Annotated in this window: 17 protein-coding genes; 16 read left to right on the forward strand and 1 reads right to left on the reverse strand. The window is 45.2% G+C overall.

The genetic code is table 11. The features are described from left to right. Positions 1-13 precede the first annotated feature (13 nt). A complete protein-coding gene (gene secD, locus AB4484_RS03915) occupies positions 14-1870 on the forward strand; it encodes a protein translocase subunit SecD (protein ID WP_372076523.1) in 1857 nt (618 codons plus the stop codon). A 14-nt stretch (positions 1871-1884) separates the two neighbouring features. Then, positions 1885-2832 carry a protein translocase subunit SecF gene (gene secF / locus AB4484_RS03920; protein WP_017062837.1) on the forward strand — a complete coding sequence of 316 codons (948 nt, stop codon included), beginning with the start codon at positions 1885-1887 and terminating at the stop codon, positions 2830-2832. Positions 2833-3077: 245 nt separating this feature from the next. Here secF and suhB read toward each other — a convergent pair whose 3' ends face one another. Then, positions 3078-3881, reverse strand: coding sequence for an inositol-1-monophosphatase (gene suhB, locus AB4484_RS03925; RefSeq protein ID WP_017062836.1), 804 nt, complete (start codon positions 3879-3881; stop codon positions 3078-3080). Positions 3882-4062: 181 nt separating this feature from the next. Here suhB and trmJ point away from each other — a divergent pair, with 181 nt between their 5' ends. The 14 genes from trmJ to ispG all read left to right on the forward strand — a co-directional run bounded on the left by trmJ (position 4063) and on the right by ispG (position 17466). Further along, positions 4063-4791 carry a tRNA (cytosine(32)/uridine(32)-2'-O)-methyltransferase TrmJ gene (gene trmJ, locus AB4484_RS03930; protein WP_372076525.1) on the forward strand — a complete coding sequence of 243 codons (729 nt, stop codon included), beginning with the start codon at positions 4063-4065 and terminating at the stop codon, positions 4789-4791. 116 nt (positions 4792-4907) lie between these two features. Then, a complete protein-coding gene (gene iscR / locus AB4484_RS03935; RefSeq protein WP_010440512.1) occupies positions 4908-5429 on the forward strand; it encodes a Fe-S cluster assembly transcriptional regulator IscR in 522 nt (173 codons plus the stop codon). A gap of 27 nt (positions 5430-5456) precedes the next feature. Next, positions 5457-6671 carry an IscS subfamily cysteine desulfurase gene (locus AB4484_RS03940; RefSeq protein ID WP_048613459.1) on the forward strand — a complete coding sequence of 405 codons (1215 nt, stop codon included), beginning with the start codon at positions 5457-5459 and terminating at the stop codon, positions 6669-6671. Between the two features lie 33 nt (positions 6672-6704). After that, positions 6705-7082: a Fe-S cluster assembly scaffold IscU gene (gene iscU / locus AB4484_RS03945; protein ID WP_004740340.1), complete on the forward strand. Its 378-nt coding sequence runs from the start codon at positions 6705-6707 to the stop codon at positions 7080-7082. Between the two features lie 97 nt (positions 7083-7179). Then, entirely contained in the window at positions 7180-7503 is a 324-nt protein-coding gene (iscA, locus tag AB4484_RS03950; RefSeq protein ID WP_010440519.1) for an iron-sulfur cluster assembly protein IscA, read from the forward strand. A gap of 84 nt (positions 7504-7587) precedes the next feature. Beyond that, entirely contained in the window at positions 7588-8103 is a 516-nt protein-coding gene (gene hscB, locus AB4484_RS03955; protein WP_048608145.1) for a co-chaperone HscB, read from the forward strand. Between the two features lie 22 nt (positions 8104-8125). Next, complete coding sequence (gene hscA, locus AB4484_RS03960; protein ID WP_372076528.1) at positions 8126-9976, forward strand: Fe-S protein assembly chaperone HscA; 1851 nt, start codon at positions 8126-8128, stop codon at positions 9974-9976. Between the two features lie 20 nt (positions 9977-9996). After that, positions 9997-10335: an ISC system 2Fe-2S type ferredoxin gene (gene fdx / locus AB4484_RS03965; protein ID WP_010440525.1), complete on the forward strand. Its 339-nt coding sequence runs from the start codon at positions 9997-9999 to the stop codon at positions 10333-10335. A gap of 134 nt (positions 10336-10469) precedes the next feature. Next, complete coding sequence (gene iscX, locus AB4484_RS03970; protein ID WP_372076530.1) at positions 10470-10670, forward strand: Fe-S cluster assembly protein IscX; 201 nt, start codon at positions 10470-10472, stop codon at positions 10668-10670. Between the two features lie 206 nt (positions 10671-10876). After that, positions 10877-12172, forward strand: coding sequence for an aminopeptidase PepB (gene pepB, locus AB4484_RS03975; protein WP_017062517.1), 1296 nt, complete (start codon positions 10877-10879; stop codon positions 12170-12172). Positions 12173-12278: 106 nt separating this feature from the next. Then, positions 12279-12713 carry a nucleoside-diphosphate kinase gene (gene ndk / locus AB4484_RS03980; RefSeq protein WP_372076532.1) on the forward strand — a complete coding sequence of 145 codons (435 nt, stop codon included), beginning with the start codon at positions 12279-12281 and terminating at the stop codon, positions 12711-12713. Between the two features lie 1084 nt (positions 12714-13797). After that, positions 13798-14940, forward strand: coding sequence for a bifunctional tRNA (adenosine(37)-C2)-methyltransferase TrmG/ribosomal RNA large subunit methyltransferase RlmN (locus AB4484_RS03985; protein ID WP_017062516.1), 1143 nt, complete (start codon positions 13798-13800; stop codon positions 14938-14940). A gap of 440 nt (positions 14941-15380) precedes the next feature. Beyond that, positions 15381-16337 carry a cytoskeleton protein RodZ gene (rodZ, locus tag AB4484_RS03990; protein ID WP_372076534.1) on the forward strand — a complete coding sequence of 319 codons (957 nt, stop codon included), beginning with the start codon at positions 15381-15383 and terminating at the stop codon, positions 16335-16337. A 7-nt stretch (positions 16338-16344) separates the two neighbouring features. Further along, complete coding sequence (ispG, locus tag AB4484_RS03995; protein WP_050052940.1) at positions 16345-17466, forward strand: flavodoxin-dependent (E)-4-hydroxy-3-methylbut-2-enyl-diphosphate synthase; 1122 nt, start codon at positions 16345-16347, stop codon at positions 17464-17466. Positions 17467-17509 lie beyond the last annotated feature (43 nt).

Below are 17509 nucleotides of genomic sequence, written 5' to 3' on the forward strand. Positions count from 1 at the left end.
GAGGATCCTCGCTGTGCTAAACCGTTACCCGTTATGGAAGTATTTGATGGTGGTGTTTGCCATCGCTATCGCTGCGTTGTACGCACTTCCAAATATATACGGTGAAGATCCGGCAGTTCAAGTTACAGGGGCGCGCGGCGCCTCTGTAGATATGTCTACGCTGGATGCTGTCACCAATGCTCTTGAAGCAGAAAACCTTTCTACTAAATCCGTTGCTCTCGAAGACGGTTCCATTCTTGTTCGCTTTAACGACACAGATACGCAAATTAGTGCCCGTGATATCATCACAGAAGCACTAGGCGATGACGTTATCGTTGCTTTAAACCTAGCGGCTTCAACTCCTAATTGGCTTGAATCTATTGGTGCTGCACCAATGAAACTTGGTCTTGACCTACGTGGTGGTGTTCACTTCTTAATGGAAGTGGATATGGACGCTGCGATGGAAAAGCTGGTTGGCCAACAAGAAGAAGCATTCCGTAGTGAACTTCGTGAAGAGAAAATCCGTTACCGTGCGATTCGCCCATCTGGTAAAGATGCGGTTGAAGTTATTCTACGTAACGAAGAGCAGCTTGCTGAAGCGAAATCGCTACTGCAATCTAAGCACCAAGATATGACGTTTGTAGATTCTGAATCTAACGGCCGTTTCTCTTTGGTTGCAAGCTTTACAGAGGTTCGTCTTCAAGAAATCCGTAACTACGCGGTTGAGCAAAACATTACCATTCTACGTAACCGCGTTAACGAACTTGGTGTTGCTGAACCTTTGGTTCAACGTCAAGGCTCTAGCCGTATCGTAGTGGAATTGCCTGGTGTTCAAGACACGGCTCGCGCTAAAGAAATACTTGGTGCTACCGCGACGCTTGAGTTCCGTGAAGTGGATAGCAGTGCTGACTTAGCCGCTGCCGCTTCTGGTCGTGCCCCTGCGGGCAGCGAAATCAAGCAAGATCGTGATGGTCGTCCTGTGGTACTTAAGAAGCGCGTTATTCTAGGCGGTTCAAGTATTACTGATGCAAGCTCAAGTGTTGATGAATATGGTCGTCCTCAAGTTAACATCTCGCTAGACAGCGAAGGTGGTAGCAAGATGTCTGCATTCTCTCGTCAGAATATCGGTAAGCTAATGGCAACGGTATTTGCAGAGTACAAAGACAGCGGTCGTAAAACACCGGAAGGTCGAGTTATCTTAAGTAAGCACGAAGAAGTGATTAACCAAGCGACGATTCAATCTGCGCTAGGCCGTAACTTCCGTATTACTGGTATCGATTCAACGGCTGAAGCTCATAACTTGGCACTTCTACTGCGTGCTGGTGCATTGATTGCGCCTATCTCGATTGTAGAAGAACGTACCATTGGTCCATCTATGGGTCAGCAAAACATCGATATGGGTATCATGGCGATGGTTTGGGGTATGGCTGCTGTAATGCTGTTTACGCTGCTTTACTACCGTAGCTTTGGTCTGATTGCGAACGTTGCGCTAATGGCTAACTTGGTGTTGATTATCGGTGTTATGTCGATGATTCCGGGGGCTACCATGACCCTACCAGGTATTGCCGGTATCGTATTAACGGTTGGTATGGCGGTTGATGCGAACGTTCTGATCTTTGAGCGTATACGTGAAGAGCTTCGAGATGGACGCAGTCCACAACAAGCGATTCACCAAGGTTACGCGAACGCATTCAGCACAATCGCCGATGCCAACATCACCACACTACTAACAGCAATCATTTTATTTGCTGTGGGTACGGGTGCTATCAAAGGCTTCGCGGTAACGCTGTCTATCGGTATCTTGACTTCAATGTTTACAGCTATTATCGGAACACGTTGTATCGTGAACCTGATGTATGGCGGCAAACGCGTTAAAAAACTGTCGATCTAAGGCTAGGAATTAATATGTTTCAGATTCTAAAAGCAGACAAAATGATCGACTTTATGCGTTGGTCAAAGGTTGCCTTTGTTTTTTCTATCTTGATGATTGGTACTGCTATCTTCACCCTAACAACGAAATCGTTGAACTGGGGTCTAGATTTTACTGGCGGTACTCTGATTGAAGTTGGTTTTGAACAACCGGCACACCTTCCTGATATTCGTAGTGCACTAGAAGCCGAAGGCTTTGGTGATGCAACGGTACAGAACTTCGGTTCAGCTCGTGATGTGATGGTTCGTTTACGTCCACGTGATGGCGTAGCGGGCGAAACGCTTGGTAACCAAATCCTTTCTGCAATTGAGAATGGTACTGGTGAGCAAGTTGAAATGCGTCGTATCGAGTTCGTTGGTCCTAACGTGGGTGACGAATTAACAGAAGCGGGTGGCCTTGCTATCCTAGTTTCTCTTATCTGTATCTTGATCTACGTATCAGTGCGATTTGAATGGCGTTTGGCTGCGGGTGCAGTATTAGCACTGGCGCACGACGTTATCATCACTCTGGGTGTGTTCTCTCTAATGCAAATTGAGGTCGACCTTACTATCGTAGCAGCTTTGCTAACGGTCGTCGGTTACTCCCTCAACGATACCATTGTTGTATTCGACCGTATTCGTGAGAACTTCCGTAAGATGCGTAAGGGTGAAGCACCTGAAGTACTGAACAGCTCAATCACACAAACATTGAGCCGTACATTGATCACTTCTGGTACCACGTTATTCGTAGTTATCGCACTGTTCGTTCAGGGCGGCGCTATGATTCACGGCTTCGCGACTGCACTTCTATTGGGTATTACGGTTGGTACTTACTCTTCTATCTACGTTGCATCTGCACTAGCTATGAAGTTGGGTATTACGCGTGAACACCTAATGCCACCACAAGTGGACAAAGAAGGTGAAGAGTTTGACGAGATGCCTTAGGCCTTGGCTTAATATGTTTCGCTAAACCAAAAAAACCGCTAGGCAACTAGCGGTTTTTTTACGTCTGTATTTTGTCGATAAGCTCTACGTAATTTATCGGCGAATTGAGCTGCACATACTGTCACTAAGAGCCGCCATTCTCGTATCTCGTCTCAAAACGTAGATACAAAAAAGCCTCGCTATATAGCGAGGCTTTGGAATTTCGATGCGCCCTTGAAATAGGGAGCGTTAACGTAAGGTCTGAATTACTTCAGCATACCTTCGTTAGCGTTCTCACGAACGTGCTTAAGAATAGACTTAACGCCACGTGCGCTTGAAGCAACAACATTACCAGAAGTCATGTAATCAGTACCGCCAGCAAAGTCAGTCATGATTGCACCAGCTTCACGAGCGATTAGATCGCCAGCTGCTAGATCCCATGGCTTAAGGCCAAGCTCTAGGTAACCATCAACACGGCCAGCTGCTAGGTAACATAGGTCAAGAGCAGGAGAACCTGTACGACGGAAATCAGCACAGTCGATGAATAGACCAGAGATGATCTTCATGAAAGATTCAGAGTGTTGTTTTTGCTTGAATGGGAAACCAGTCGCTAGAACAGTACCTTGAAGGTCTTTTAGTTGAGTAACACGCATACGAGCGTTGTTAAGTTGAGCGCCAGCGCCACGTTGAGCTGTGAATAGCTCGTTTAGCATTGGGTCATAAACACAAGCAACTTCTGTACGACCGTTCATGCGAACAGCGATAGATACAGAGAAGTGAGGGAAACCTTTTACAAAGTTGTTGGTGCCATCTAGTGGGTCAACGATCCATTGTACATCAGAGTCTTTACCTTCAGTCAGGCCTTTCTCTTCAGAAATAATGCTGTGCTCTGGGTAAGATGCTTTGATTGTCTCAATGATCATGTACTCAGCTTCTTGAGCAATGTTAGTAACGTAATCGTTGTTACCTTTTAGAGACGATTCGATCTTATCAGTTGTTTCTAGAGATTTAGCAATATGGTTGCCAGCTTTACGCGCAGCGCGTATAGCAATGTTTAGCATTGGATGCATATGGTTTTTCCCACAAGATGTTAAAGAACAATTTAAAGCGGCGGCGAGTATACCAAAGTTTTATCAAAAGGGAAGTGGTTATTTTTTGAACTCTTGGTTTCACATTACGCGAAGGGTCTGACCATTTTACTTTGCTATGTGTTAATATCTCGCGATTATTTTTAAAGTGGTGTCATATAGCATGTTAGACAATGTAAAAGTCGTTCTGGTTGGTACGTCTCATTCGGGAAATATCGGATCAGCAGCTCGCGCAATGAAAGTGATGGGTTTGAGTCAATTAGTTCTTGTAGACCCTCAATGTCAAGTTGACGAGCAGACCTTAGCACTGGCTGCGGGTGCAGGTGACATCGCAGAAAACGCGACTATCGTTTCTACACTAGACGAAGCCGTAAAAGACTGTGGTTTAGTGGTTGGTTCGAGCGCTCGTTCACGTACGCTTGAATGGCCAATGCTTGAGCCTCGTGAGTGTGGACAAAAATTTGCAATTGAAGGTCAAAAGCACCCAGTAGCATTAGTGTTCGGCCGAGAGCGTACTGGCTTAACTAACGATGAGCTTCAGAAGTGCCACTTCCATGTATGTATCCCAGCTAACCCTGAATACAGCTCACTAAACCTAGCAATGGCAGTACAGACTCTGAGCTACGAAGTGCGTGTAGCTCACCTTGATATGGTCGCTAGCCAATATCAACCACAGCAACAAGATGAGTACCCTCGTCACGAAGAACTAGAAATGTTCTACGAGCACCTTGAAAAAGTGATCATTGATACCCAATTTATCTCTAAGGATAAGCCGGGTCAGGTGATGAATAAGCTACGTCGTCTGTTCAGTCGAGCTCGTCCAGAGCTGCAAGAGATCAACACTCTACGCGGCATTTTGACTTCAATTGAGAAGAGCAAAAACGACAAATAAAGCCCGCACAAACCCTAAGGGTGAATACCTGACTAAAATAGTCAACTAAATACTTGACCAATTTAGTCGGGTATGGGAAGATTCCAACCACATAAACAATGTGGATACGGTGTGATATGAAACTTACATCTAAAGGAAGATATGCGGTAACAGCTATGCTAGATGTAGCACTGCATTCGCAAAAAAGCCCAGTTCCTCTGGCTGATATTTCAGAGCGACAAGGCATCTCGTTATCTTACTTAGAACAGCTATTTTCTAAGTTACGTAAAGCTGGCTTAGTTGCTAGTGTTCGTGGTCCTGGCGGTGGTTACCGTTTAGGTGCTGAAGCGAGCGACATCGCTGTCGGAACTGTAATTGCTGCAGTAGACGAATCAGTTGATGCAACTAAGTGTCACGGTCGAGCAGATTGCCAAGGTGGCAGTCGTTGTTTAACTCACACTTTATGGCGTGATTTAAGCTCCCGAATCAGCAGCTTCTTAAACGACATTACGCTCGGTGAGCTAATGAAAGATAACGAAGTTTTAGAGATTTCTGATCGTCAAGATATCGATCTTGCGGTTAATAATGGTTTTGCACATAAAAATACGAGCACTACAACGATTAGTGCAGCACCTCACGGTGTTAATGCCCGCTCTTAGCGGTCAGTTTTTACATTGGAGTAGAAAATGAAACTGCCTATTTACTTTGACTATTCAGCTACATGCCCAGTCGATCCACGTGTTGCTGAAAAAATGGTTCAGTGCATGACGATGGACGGTAACTTCGGTAACCCTGCATCTCGCTCACACCGTTACGGCTGGCAGGCAGAAGAATCAGTAGATAATGCTCGTGAGCAAATTGCCGATCTACTAAATGCAGACCCACGTGAGATTGTTTTCACGTCAGGTGCTACAGAATCAGATAACCTTGCTATCAAAGGTGCAGCGCACTTTTATGAGAAGAAAGGTAAGCATGTAATCACGTGCAAAACAGAACACAAAGCGGTTCTTGATCCATGTCGCCAACTAGAGCGTGAAGGTTTTGAGGTGACATACCTTGAGCCAGAAGCTAACGGCATCATCGATCTAGACAAGCTACAAGCTGCAATGCGTGAAGATACTGTTCTAGTTTCTATCATGCACGTAAACAACGAGATTGGTGTAATCCAAGATATCTCTGCAATCGGCGAATTATGTCGTGCACGCAAGATCATCTTCCACGTTGATGCGGCGCAGTCTGCGGGTAAAATCCCACTAGACGTAAAAGAGATGAAAGTTGACCTTATCTCTATGTCTGCACACAAAGCATACGGCCCTAAAGGCATCGGCGCTTTGTACGTTCGTCGTAAGCCACGTATTCGCCTAGAAGCGCAAATGCACGGTGGCGGTCATGAACGTGGTTTCCGTTCTGGTACTCTTGCTACTCACCAAATCGTGGGTATGGGCGAAGCTTTTGCCATCGCTAAACAAGACATGCAGAAAGATTACGATCACGCACTAGCACTTCGTGAGCGCCTATTGAAAGGTGTTCAAGATCTAGAAGCGGTAACCGTAAACGGCGACCTAGACCAACGTGTACCACACAACCTAAACGTTAGCTTCGCTTTCGTTGAAGGTGAGTCTCTGCTTATGTCTCTAAAAGACCTAGCGGTATCATCAGGTTCTGCATGTACATCAGCAAGCCTAGAGCCTTCATACGTTCTACGTGCTCTTGGTCTGAACGATGAACTGGCACACAGCTCAGTACGTTTCTCATTCGGCCGTTTCACAACGGAAGAAGAAATCGACTACGCGATTGCACAAATTCGTGTAGCGGTAAACAAATTACGCGACATGTCTCCTCTATGGGATATGTATAAAGAAGGGATTGATTTGAACACTGTTGAGTGGGCTCATCACTAATCTCACGGAAATAGAGGATTCGAGGTAACTATCATGGCATATAGCGAAAAAGTAATTGATCACTACGAAAACCCACGTAACGTAGGTTCGTTTGATAAAGAAGACCCAAGTGTAGGTAGCGGCATGGTTGGCGCACCAGCTTGTGGTGACGTAATGAAACTGCAAATCAAGGTAACGCCAGAAGGCATTATCGAAGATGCAAAATTCAAAACTTACGGCTGCGGTAGCGCAATTGCTTCGAGCTCACTAGTAACAGAGTGGGTTAAAGGTAAAAGTATTGATGAAGCAGCGGCTATCAAAAACTCTGAAATCGCAGAAGAGCTAGAGTTGCCACCAGTGAAAGTTCACTGTTCAATTCTTGCTGAAGATGCAATCAAAGCAGCAGTTGCGGATTACAAAAAGAAGCGTTAATCGTTTCATTAAGTAATCACAAAAAATAAGCAATATTTGGGAGCATCCTTTGTGCTCCCCCTGAGTTCTCAATTTATATAAAACACAAGGTTGTAGTATGGCCATCACCATGACAGATACGGCAGCAAGCCGAGTTCAAGCTTTCCTAGATAACCGAGGTAAAGGTATCGGGTTGCGCTTAGCGGTAAAAACTACTGGCTGTTCGGGTATGGCGTATGTACTGGAATTCGTTGACGAGCTTAACGAAGAAGACGAAGTGTTTGAGCATTCAGGTGTTAAGGTCATCATTGATCCAAAGAGCCTAGTTTACCTAGACGGTACTGAGCTTGATTACGTAAAAGAAGGCCTAAACGAAGGTTTTGAATTCAACAACCCTAACGCGAAAGGCGAATGTGGTTGTGGTGAGAGCTTCAACGTATAAACGCTTCAATCGTTAAGCGTTTATAGTGAGCGAAGAATAAAATTAGGCTCTGATTGAAGAGCCTAAACTTAGGACCACCGTTACATGAATCATTTCGAATTATTTGGGCTACCACTTCAGTTTCAACTGGATGGTAGCCTTCTTTCTTCTCAGTTTAGAGATCTGCAACGCCAATTCCACCCTGATAAATTTGCCACAGCTTCTGAGCGTGATCGCCTATTAGCCGTGCAAAAAGCTGCGCAAATCAATGATGCGTATCAGGTATTGAAGAATCCAATCAGCCGAGCTGAATACCTGTTAGTACAACATGGTGAGGATATTCGAGGTGAGCAGCAGACCCTGCAAGATCCTATGTTCCTGATGGAGCAAATGGAATTGCGTGAAGAGCTTGAAGACATCGCCGACAGTTCTGATCCTGAAGATGCTTTGTTTGCATTTGAAGGAAAGGTTAGCAAAATGTATAAACAACAATTAAGCGCTATCCAACAAGAACTAGACAGTGAGGCTTGGTTAGAAGCTGCAGACCGAGTAAGAAAGCTTAAGTTTATTGCAAAATTAAAGAATGAAATCGAGTTAGTTGAAGATCGTCTGATCGGCTAGTTCGTATAACAAGGACACATCCATGGCACTACTTCAGATTGCAGAACCAGGGCAAAGCGCCGCTCCTCACCAGCACAAGCTTGCTGTGGGTATTGATTTAGGTACAACAAACTCATTGGTTGCAGCAGTGCGCAGTGGTGAGGCGAGCACACTGGTTGATCAACAAGGTCGCAGTATTCTTCCTTCCGTTGTTCACTATAAGTCAGAGTCGTACACGACTGGTGATGAAGCTCGTGCAAATGCACAGACTGATCCTAAAAATACCATTATCTCAGTTAAGCGACTAATCGGTCGTTCACTGTCAGATATTCAACAGCGATACCCATCTCTGCCATATCAATTTGAAGAAAGTGATAATGGTTTGCCTGTGATTCGCACAGAGCAAGGTAACAAGAACCCAATTCAAGTATCTGCAGACATCCTGCGAGCGCTAGGTCAACGTGCTGAGTCAACACTCGGTGGTGAGCTATCTGGTGCTGTTATTACCGTTCCTGCTTACTTTGATGATGCACAGCGTGCTGGTACGAAAGACGCAGCGCAACTTGCTGGTCTTCACGTGTTACGTCTTCTCAATGAACCCACTGCCGCTGCGATTGCTTACGGCTTGGATTCTGGTAAAGAAGGAGTCATTGCTGTTTATGACTTAGGTGGTGGTACGTTTGATATCTCTATCCTACGCCTATCTAAAGGTGTCTTCGAAGTTTTAGCAACAGGCGGCGACTCAGCATTAGGCGGTGACGACTTTGACCATTTAGTTGCAGATCATTTCCAAGAGCAAATGGGCTTATCAGAGCTTACAGCAGAGCAGAACCGTATTCTTCTAGACGCCGCAACGGAAGCGAAGATTGGCTTATCTGAAGCGGAAAGCGTTGATGTTGACGTATTAGGTTGGTCTGGTTCATTAACTCGTGAAGAGTTTGAAGAGATCATCAAACCGCTCGTTAAGAAAACACTGCTTTCATGCCGTCGCGCACTAAAAGATGCGGAAGTAGACGCGGATGAAGTACTAGAAGTTGTGATGGTCGGCGGTTCAACTCGCACATTACTTGTACGTGAAATGGTCGGTGACTTCTTTGGTCGTACGCCACTAACCAGCATTAACCCTGATGAAGTGGTTGCGATTGGTGCATCAATTCAAGCGGATATCTTAGTCGGTAATAAGCCTGACTCAGAAATGCTACTACTTGACGTTATCCCTCTGTCTCTTGGTATTGAAACCATGGGTGGCTTGGTTGAAAAGATCATCCCTCGTAACACCACGATCCCAGTTGCTCGCGCACAAGAATTTACCACGTTCAAAGACGGTCAAACTGCAATGACAGTACACACCGTGCAAGGCGAGCGTGAGATGGTTGACGACTGTCGTTCACTGGCTCGATTTGCTTTGAAAGGCATCCCGCCGATGACTGCAGGTGCAGCTCATATTCGTGTTACTTACCAAGTAGATGCTGATGGCCTGCTATCGGTTACCGCAATGGAGAAGAGCACTGGCGTTCAAGCTGAAATCCAAGTTAAGCCATCTTACGGTCTGAGCGACAACGAAGTGGCTAGCATGCTGAAAGATTCGATGACGTTTGCAAAAGAAGACATGCAAGCGCGTGCTCTTGCTGAGCAACGCGTAGAAGCAGATCGCGTTATCGAAGGCCTTATCGCTGCAATGCAAGCCGACGGTGACGAGCTACTTGATGAGCAAGGCAAACAACAACTTGTTCAAGCGATTGAAGCACTGATTGAAGTGCGCAATGGCGATAATGCTGATGCCATTGAACTAGAAATTAAGAATACCGACAAAGCGAGCCAAGACTTTGCTTCTCGTCGTATGGATAAATCAATTCGTGCTGCACTGTCAGGTCAGTCAGTCGATAATATTTAATAGTTAGAGAATAGATAAACATGCCAAAGATTATTGTTTTACCTCACGAAGATCTATGTCCAGAAGGCGCTGTTTTAGAAGCAAAAACTGGTGAGACGGTTCTTGATGTTGCACTGAAGGCCGGTATTGGTATTGAACACGCATGTGAAAAATCGTGTGCATGTACAACATGTCACGTTGTGATTCGTGAAGGTTTTGATTCTTTAGAAGAGAGTGATGATCTAGAAGACGACATGCTAGATAAAGCATGGGGCTTAGAGATGGAATCTCGCCTTGGTTGCCAAGCTAAAGTGGCTGATACGGATCTTGTTGTAGAGATTCCAAAGTACACGTTGAACCTGGCTTCTGAAGACCATTAAGAACCAGTTCTCAGTCATGGCTAATACAGCTATGACTGAGAGAGTTATTGCTTAGACAAACATACTAAGAAAACTGGCCTAGAATATAGATCATAAAGGTGACAGAGCGTCGCTGATAAATATAAGGAAGTGTTATGAGCTTGAAGTGGATTGATTCGCGAGATATCGCAATTGAGCTATGTGATTTGTACCCTGATACTGATCCTAAAACGGTACGTTTTACCGATCTGCATCAATGGGTGCTAGAGCTTGAAGAGTTCGACGACGAGCCTAACCACTCGAATGAGAAAATCTTAGAGGCTATTATTTTGTGCTGGATGGATGAGATGGATTAATCCTCTTGTCTGATGATTTGGTTGCGAGTTGGTATCAGTCCAATATAAAACGCAGCCAAGTTAACAATTCTTACTAAAAAAAGCGGACCTTATGGTCCGTTTTTTTATCAAAATGACATTTTCCTCCTACATAATGCTAACATCAGTGCGCTAATAAAAAATAATCAGAATCACACACCCAAAGTGGTTCATGACAAGGAGAAATCATGTCTACACAGATGTCAGTATTTTTAAGTCAAGAAGCTGCCCAGCCTCAGTGGGGAGCAAGAGCTATTTTATCGTTCTCAGAAGCGGGAGCGACAATTCACATTGGTGAAGGCCACGATCTAGGCGCAGTTCAACGTGCGGGTCGTACGCTTGACGGACAAGGTATCGCATTCGTTTCACTTCGTGGTGAAGGTTGGGATCTAGAAAGCGTTTGGGCTTTCTACCAAGGCTACCGTGGACCAAAGAAAAAGAATGCATTGGAATGGGATGCACTTTCAGAAGCCGATCAAACTGAGCTTGAAGCTCGTATTCGCGCAACTGACTGGACGCGTGACATTATCAACAAAACCGCTGAAGAAGTGGCACCTCGTCAACTTGCGACCATGGCTGCTGAATACATCAAGTCAGTGGCGCCAGCGGGCACTGTTAAAGCGAAGATCGTTAAAGACAAGGATCTACTAACCGAAGGTTGGGAAGGCATCTACGCGGTTGGCCGTGGCTCTGAGCGTACATCAGCAATGCTGCAACTGGACTTCAACCCAACAGGCGACGAAAATGCACCTGTATTTGCTTGTTTAGTCGGTAAAGGTATTACGTTCGATTCGGGCGGTTACAGCATCAAACCAGGCCAATTCATGACTGCAATGAAAGCTGACATGGGCGGCGCAGCAACGATTACTGGTGGTTTAGGTCTGGCGATTGAACGCGGCCTGAACAAGCGCATCAAGCTTATTCTATGTTGCGCAGAGAACATGATCTCTGGTCGCGCATTGAAGCTTGGCGATATCATTACCTACAAAAACGGTAAGACCGTTGAGATCATGAACACTGATGCGGAAGGTCGCTTGGTGCTGGCTGATGGCCTAATGTACGCAAGTGCACAAAGCCCTGAGCTGATCATCGACTGTGCAACGCTAACAGGCGCGGCTAAAAACGCACTAGGTAACGACTACCACGCACTATTAAGCTTTGATGATGAGTTATCTCACCAAGCGCTAACGGCGGCAAACCAAGAGAAAGAAGGCCTATGGCCATTGCCTCTTGCTGATTTCCACCGTGGTATGTTGCCTTCAAACTTTGCTGATCTTTCAAACATCAGCACTGGCGATTACACACCGGGTGCAAGTACAGCAGCGGCATTCCTTTCTTACTTTGTAGATGACTACAAAAAAGGTTGGATTCATATGGATTGCGCGGGTACTTACCGTAAGTCAGCAAGTGACAAGTGGGCGGCAGGCGCAACGGGTATGGGCGTTCGCACACTGGCTCGTCTTCTTATCGACCAAGCAAAATAATAATAAGGATGAGCGGTATTTTGTGCCGCTCATTCATAAAGCTCAGATCGAAAGATCTCAGCAATTTCAGTATTTAATAACAAAAAAATGAAGTGAAGGAATCCCTATGGCTCTAGAAAGAACGTTCTCAATTGTTAAGCCGGATGCAGTTAAGCGTAACCTTGTTGGTGAAATCTACCACCGTATCGAAAAAGCAGGCCTAGAAGTTATTGCTGCTAAGATGGTTCGTCTTACTGAAGAGCAAGCGAGTGGCTTCTACGCTGAACACGAAGGCAAAGAGTTCTTCCCAGCTCTTAAAGAGTTTATGACTTCTGGTCCTATCATGGTTCAAGTGCTTGAAGGCGAAAACGCTATCGCTCGTTACCGTGAGCTTATGGGCAAAACAAACCCAGAAGAAGCGGCATGCGGCACTATCCGTGCTGACTACGCAATCAGCATGCGTTACAACTCAGTACACGGCAGCGACAGCCCTGAGTCTGCAGCTCGCGAAATCGAATTCTTCTTCCCAGAATCTGAAATTTGCCCGCGCCCGGCTCAATAATCGGCACTGCAAATTATTCTAAAGGCTTCACTTCGGTGAGGCCTTTTTTGTAAGTGGATTTTACGCTCTCGATAATCAATTTAGTCGTCATTCTCGAAAGCGACGAAGGAGCGTAATCGGGAATCTGTTTTTGCTATTGGAGATTCCAGATACTTCGTTCCTCAGTTCTGGAATGACGGGGAGTTTGGGAGCCACAATCTCGCGGCAAATATTGCGAGCTGTTGGTGAGTATTCACGTCATTCCCGAAAGCGACGAAGGAGCGTAATCGGGAATCTGCTTTTTGTTATTGGAGATTCCAGATACCTCGTCCCTCGGTTCTGGAATGACGATGTATTTGGGGTGTCACGATCGCATGGCGATGAATGGAAAGTTACTGAGTAAGTCTTCACGTCACTCCCGATAGCGACGAAGGAGCGTAATCGGGAATCTGCTTTTTGTTATTGGAGATTCTAGATACCTCGTCCCTCGGTTCTGGAATGACGAGGTATTTTGGGGTATGACGATCGCATGGTGATGAATGGAAAGTTACTGAGGAAGTATTCACGTCATTCCCGATAGCGACGAAGGAGCGTAATCGGGAATCTGCTTTTTGTTATTGGAGATTCTAGATACCTCGCCCCTCGGTTCTGGAATGACGAGGTATTCGGGGCGTCACGATCGCATGGCGATGAATGGAAAGTTACTGAGTAAGTCTTCACGTCATTCCCGAAAGCGACGAAGGAGCGTAATCGGGAATCTGTTTTTGTTATTGGAGATTCCAGATACTTCGTTCCTCAGTTCTGGAATGACGGGCTTTGAGGAGTTGATGACCTGACGGCGATGAATAGCGGGGCTACAATTTCGAGCTAAGTATTAGTGATCTGTTGGAGATTATTTACGTCATTCCCGAAAGCGACGAAGGAGTGTAATCGGGAATCTTTTGTTTAAATTGGGTAATCTCAGGCCGATAAATACAATGGTTTAAATTTTAATCGCTTAAGTTTGAATGTCTTAATAAACACAGGGTTTTACAATGCTTGTTGAAGTTGCGTAAAGCCTGTACAATTCGCGCCCTTAATTATTGTTCCGTCATTGAGAGGCATCATGACCACAGCTAAAGTCAATCTACTCGATTTTGATCGTAAAGGTCTTCGTAAATTTTTCACAGAAGAACTGAATGAGAAAGCGTTTCGAGCAGAGCAAGTGATGAAGTGGATTTATCACTTCGGTGTCGATGACTTCGAACAAATGAACAACATCAACAAAAAGTTACGTGAGAAACTTCAACGTCGCTGTGAGATTGTTGCACCTGTTGTTTCTGAAGCTCAACACTCTTCAGATGGCACAATTAAATGGGCGATGAGCGTTGGCGACCAAGACGTTGAAACGGTATACATCCCAGATGGTGACCGTGCGACGCTATGTGTCTCTTCACAGGTTGGTTGTGCACTTGAATGTAAGTTCTGTTCTACAGCTCAACAAGGCTTTAACCGTAACCTAAAAGTTTCAGAGATTGTTGGCCAAATCTGGCGCGCATCTCGCGAAATCGGCTTAGAAAAAGAAACCGGTCGTCGTCCAATTACTAACGTTGTAATGATGGGTATGGGCGAGCCTCTATTGAACATGAAGAACCTAATGCCATCATTAGAAATCATGCTTGATGATCTAGGTTTCGCACTGTCTAAGCGTCGTGTAACCGTATCAACTTCTGGTGTTGTTTCTGGCCTTGACCAAATGACAGACAACATCGATGTAGCATTGGCTATTTCTCTACATGCACCAAACGATGCACTACGTAGCCAAATCATGCCGATCAACGACCGTTGGGATATCCAAGACTTCCTAGCATCTGTTCGTCGTTACATTGCATCGTCAAATGCTAACCGCGGTAAAGTAACGGTTGAGTACGTGCTATTGGATCATGTGAATGATGATATGGACCACGCACGTGAACTTGCAGAGCTAATGAAAGAGACGCCTTGTAAGATCAACTTAATTCCATTTAACCCTTACCCGGGTTCGCCTTATAAGAAGCCAAGCAACTCTCGTATTGATCGCTTCCAAAAAACGCTGATGGAATACAACTACACAGTAACGGTTCGTAAGACTCGTGGCGATGATATTGATGCCGCGTGTGGCCAATTAGTCGGTGATGTTATTGACAGAACCAAGCGTACTAAAATGCTTAAAGCAGCCTCTGAAGCGAACTTGATTGCCGGTGGTGTGATTGAAGTCAAAGCGGTATAAAACGCGATTAGAACCTAAACAAGCCAGAAGTCTTACTTCTGGCTTGTTGCTTTTCTGGGGTACAGTTTTTGATTTTTTGGACTTCTTGCCCACGCTTTCTTACATTTTTCGTCAAATTTTGGACAAAACCATGAGCTGACGGTAAATTTTGTTTAAAGTGTTTTTGCCTTGTAATGGCATTAGCTTATGATTAACTAATCTTAAATTAATTTAAGTGCTCGCTTGCTACTGATCATCAATATGTCTATTTAGGTTGGCTACTTGATAAACTAGCTTCCTGAGAAGGTCATCCATAACAAATGAATGATGTTCGCCTTTAAGGGTTGATGATTTAGATAGCAGGAAAAATTCCACATAACGTGGGTTGTTAGATTGAGCTTAAACGACAATAAGAAAACGCTCTCCTCAACCTGCGATAATACTTTAGAAGTTCACTCTCTATGAACACAGAACAAGATACACAAGCGCAAGAAAACGTAGCTCCAGCTTTGGAAGCGGGAACGCTGCTTAAGAACAAACGAGAATCTCTTGGTTTAACGCAAAAGCAGATTTCTGATCGCTTGAAACTTCGCGTTACGCTGATCCAACAAATTGAAGAAAACCAATTCGAGTCAGATCAAGTGGCGACGTTTATGCGTGGCTACATTCGTTCATACGCGAAATACGTCAATCTTGACGAAAAAGTCGTATTGAGTGCGCTGCATCATGCCGGTGATGCTCAGCATCAAGAGCAAGAAATGCTGAGTTTTTCTCGTAAGACCAAAACCGAGAAGCACAACAGCCGTATTATGATCCTGACTTGGAGCATTTTTGCGGTCATTGCGGGTATCTCCTCACTTTGGTGGTGGCAGAACCAACAACAAGATACCCTATCTCAATCTTTAGCGAATACTGAAAGCTCAGAAGAACTAGCGGTAGAAGAATCACTGGCCCCTGAATTCACCTCTTTAGAAGTGATTGAAGCTGAACAAAACGAAGCGGGTGCTTCTGTTGTTGAAGGTACTGAAGGCCTTGCTGCGATAAGCGATGCGGAAGATAGTTCCGATGCTGTTACTCCAGCTGACGAAACTCCGGCACAGCAAGCAACAGAGACAGAAACAACTGCTGAAGTTGCTGCTAATGCAGAAGCGGTAGAAGCAAACACTGCTCCTGAAGCTGTGGCTAACGAGCTAGTAATGCAGTTCTCTGCTGATTGCTGGATCCAAGTAAAAGATGCAACGGGTAAAACCCTGTCGACTGGCATCAAAAAAGCAGGTCAGTCGTTAAATCTATCAGGAACTGCGCCATATAAAGTGATTCTAGGTGCGCCAGAAGGCGTATCAATGACATTTGCAAGTGAACCTGTCGACCTTTCTGGGTATACTTCAGGCAAAGTAGCTAGAATAACCTTACCTTAGAGTTAATATGCAACACGAATCTCCTATTATTCGTCGCAAATCAACCCGTATTTATGTGGGTGATGTGCCGATCGGTGATGGTGCACCAATTGCTGTGCAATCCATGACCAACACAAGAACAACAGATGTAGCCGCGACCGTTGCTCAAATTAGAGCTCTGGAAAAAGTTGGCGCTGATATCGTTCGCGTATCTGTACCGACTATGGATGCCGCTGAAGCCTTTAAGCTAATCAAGCAGCAGGTCTCTGTTCCTTTGGTTGCTGATATTCACTTCGACTACCGTATCGCACTTAAAGTGGCTGAATACGGCGTTGACTGTCTGCGTATCAACCCAGGTAACATCGGTAACGAAAGCCGTATCCGCTCAGTTGTTGATTGTGCACGTGATATGAATATTCCGATTCGTATTGGTGTTAACGGCGGTTCTCTTGAGAAAGAGATCCAAGAAAAATACACAGAACCTACAGCAGAAGCGCTTGTTGAATCAGCAATGCGTCATGTCGATATCCTAGACCGTCTCAACTTTGATCAATTCAAAGTCAGCGTTAAGGCGTCTGATGTATTCCTAGCCGTCGGTTCTTACCGTTTGCTTGCTCAGCAGATTGATCAACCTCTTCACCTTGGCATTACCGAAGCGGGTGGTGCGCGTGCAGGCTCTGTGAAGTCAGCGGTAGGTTTAGGTATGCTTCTTTCTGAAGGTATCGGCGATACGCTGCGTATCTCGCTAGCGGCTGATCCTGTTGAAGAGATCAAAGTTGGCTTTGATATTCTTAAATCTTTGCGCATTCGTTCGCGTGGCATCAACTTCATTGCGTGCCCGAGCTGTTCTCGTCAAGAGTTCGATGTTATTAACACCGTTAATGCCCTTGAAGAACGCCTAGAAGACGTGATTACTCCAATGGATGTGTCAATCATCGGTTGTGTGGTTAACGGCCCTGGTGAAGCTGAAGTGTCTCACTTAGGTTTAGCTGGTAGTGCTCGTAAGAGTGCCTTCTACGAAGACGGTAAGCGTCAGAAAGAGCGCTTCGACAACGATGACCTTGTCGACAAACTTGAAGCTAAGATTCGTGCAAAAGCGTCAGTGCTTGATAAAGCAAATCACATTGATGTAGAAAACTTAGAAGATTAATACAACGCGATGGGGTGTGATTGTCTATTCGCACTAACACCTG

Source organism: Vibrio sp. 10N.261.46.A3 (assembly GCF_041472995.1).
Lineage (GTDB): Bacteria > Pseudomonadota > Gammaproteobacteria > Enterobacterales > Vibrionaceae > Vibrio > Vibrio coralliirubri.

What these genes read in the sequence shown, in the direction of transcription:
- secF (WP_017062837.1), top strand. Translation starts at nt 1,885, where the DNA reads ATGTTTCAGATTCTAAAAGCAGACAAAATGATCGACTTTATGCGTTGG.
- suhB (WP_017062836.1), bottom strand. Translation starts at nt 3,881, where the DNA reads ATGCATCCAATGCTAAACATTGCTATACGCGCTGCGCGTAAAGCTGGC.
- trmJ (WP_372076525.1), top strand. Translation starts at nt 4,063, where the DNA reads ATGTTAGACAATGTAAAAGTCGTTCTGGTTGGTACGTCTCATTCGGGA.
- iscR (WP_010440512.1), top strand. Translation starts at nt 4,908, where the DNA reads ATGAAACTTACATCTAAAGGAAGATATGCGGTAACAGCTATGCTAGAT.
- AB4484_RS03940 (WP_048613459.1), top strand. Translation starts at nt 5,457, where the DNA reads ATGAAACTGCCTATTTACTTTGACTATTCAGCTACATGCCCAGTCGAT.
- iscU (WP_004740340.1), top strand. Translation starts at nt 6,705, where the DNA reads ATGGCATATAGCGAAAAAGTAATTGATCACTACGAAAACCCACGTAAC.
- iscA (WP_010440519.1), top strand. Translation starts at nt 7,180, where the DNA reads ATGGCCATCACCATGACAGATACGGCAGCAAGCCGAGTTCAAGCTTTC.
- hscB (WP_048608145.1), top strand. Translation starts at nt 7,588, where the DNA reads ATGAATCATTTCGAATTATTTGGGCTACCACTTCAGTTTCAACTGGAT.
- hscA (WP_372076528.1), top strand. Translation starts at nt 8,126, where the DNA reads ATGGCACTACTTCAGATTGCAGAACCAGGGCAAAGCGCCGCTCCTCAC.
- fdx (WP_010440525.1), top strand. Translation starts at nt 9,997, where the DNA reads ATGCCAAAGATTATTGTTTTACCTCACGAAGATCTATGTCCAGAAGGC.
- iscX (WP_372076530.1), top strand. Translation starts at nt 10,470, where the DNA reads ATGAGCTTGAAGTGGATTGATTCGCGAGATATCGCAATTGAGCTATGT.
- pepB (WP_017062517.1), top strand. Translation starts at nt 10,877, where the DNA reads ATGTCTACACAGATGTCAGTATTTTTAAGTCAAGAAGCTGCCCAGCCT.
- ndk (WP_372076532.1), top strand. Translation starts at nt 12,279, where the DNA reads ATGGCTCTAGAAAGAACGTTCTCAATTGTTAAGCCGGATGCAGTTAAG.
- AB4484_RS03985 (WP_017062516.1), top strand. Translation starts at nt 13,798, where the DNA reads ATGACCACAGCTAAAGTCAATCTACTCGATTTTGATCGTAAAGGTCTT.
- rodZ (WP_372076534.1), top strand. Translation starts at nt 15,381, where the DNA reads ATGAACACAGAACAAGATACACAAGCGCAAGAAAACGTAGCTCCAGCT.
- ispG (WP_050052940.1), top strand. Translation starts at nt 16,345, where the DNA reads ATGCAACACGAATCTCCTATTATTCGTCGCAAATCAACCCGTATTTAT.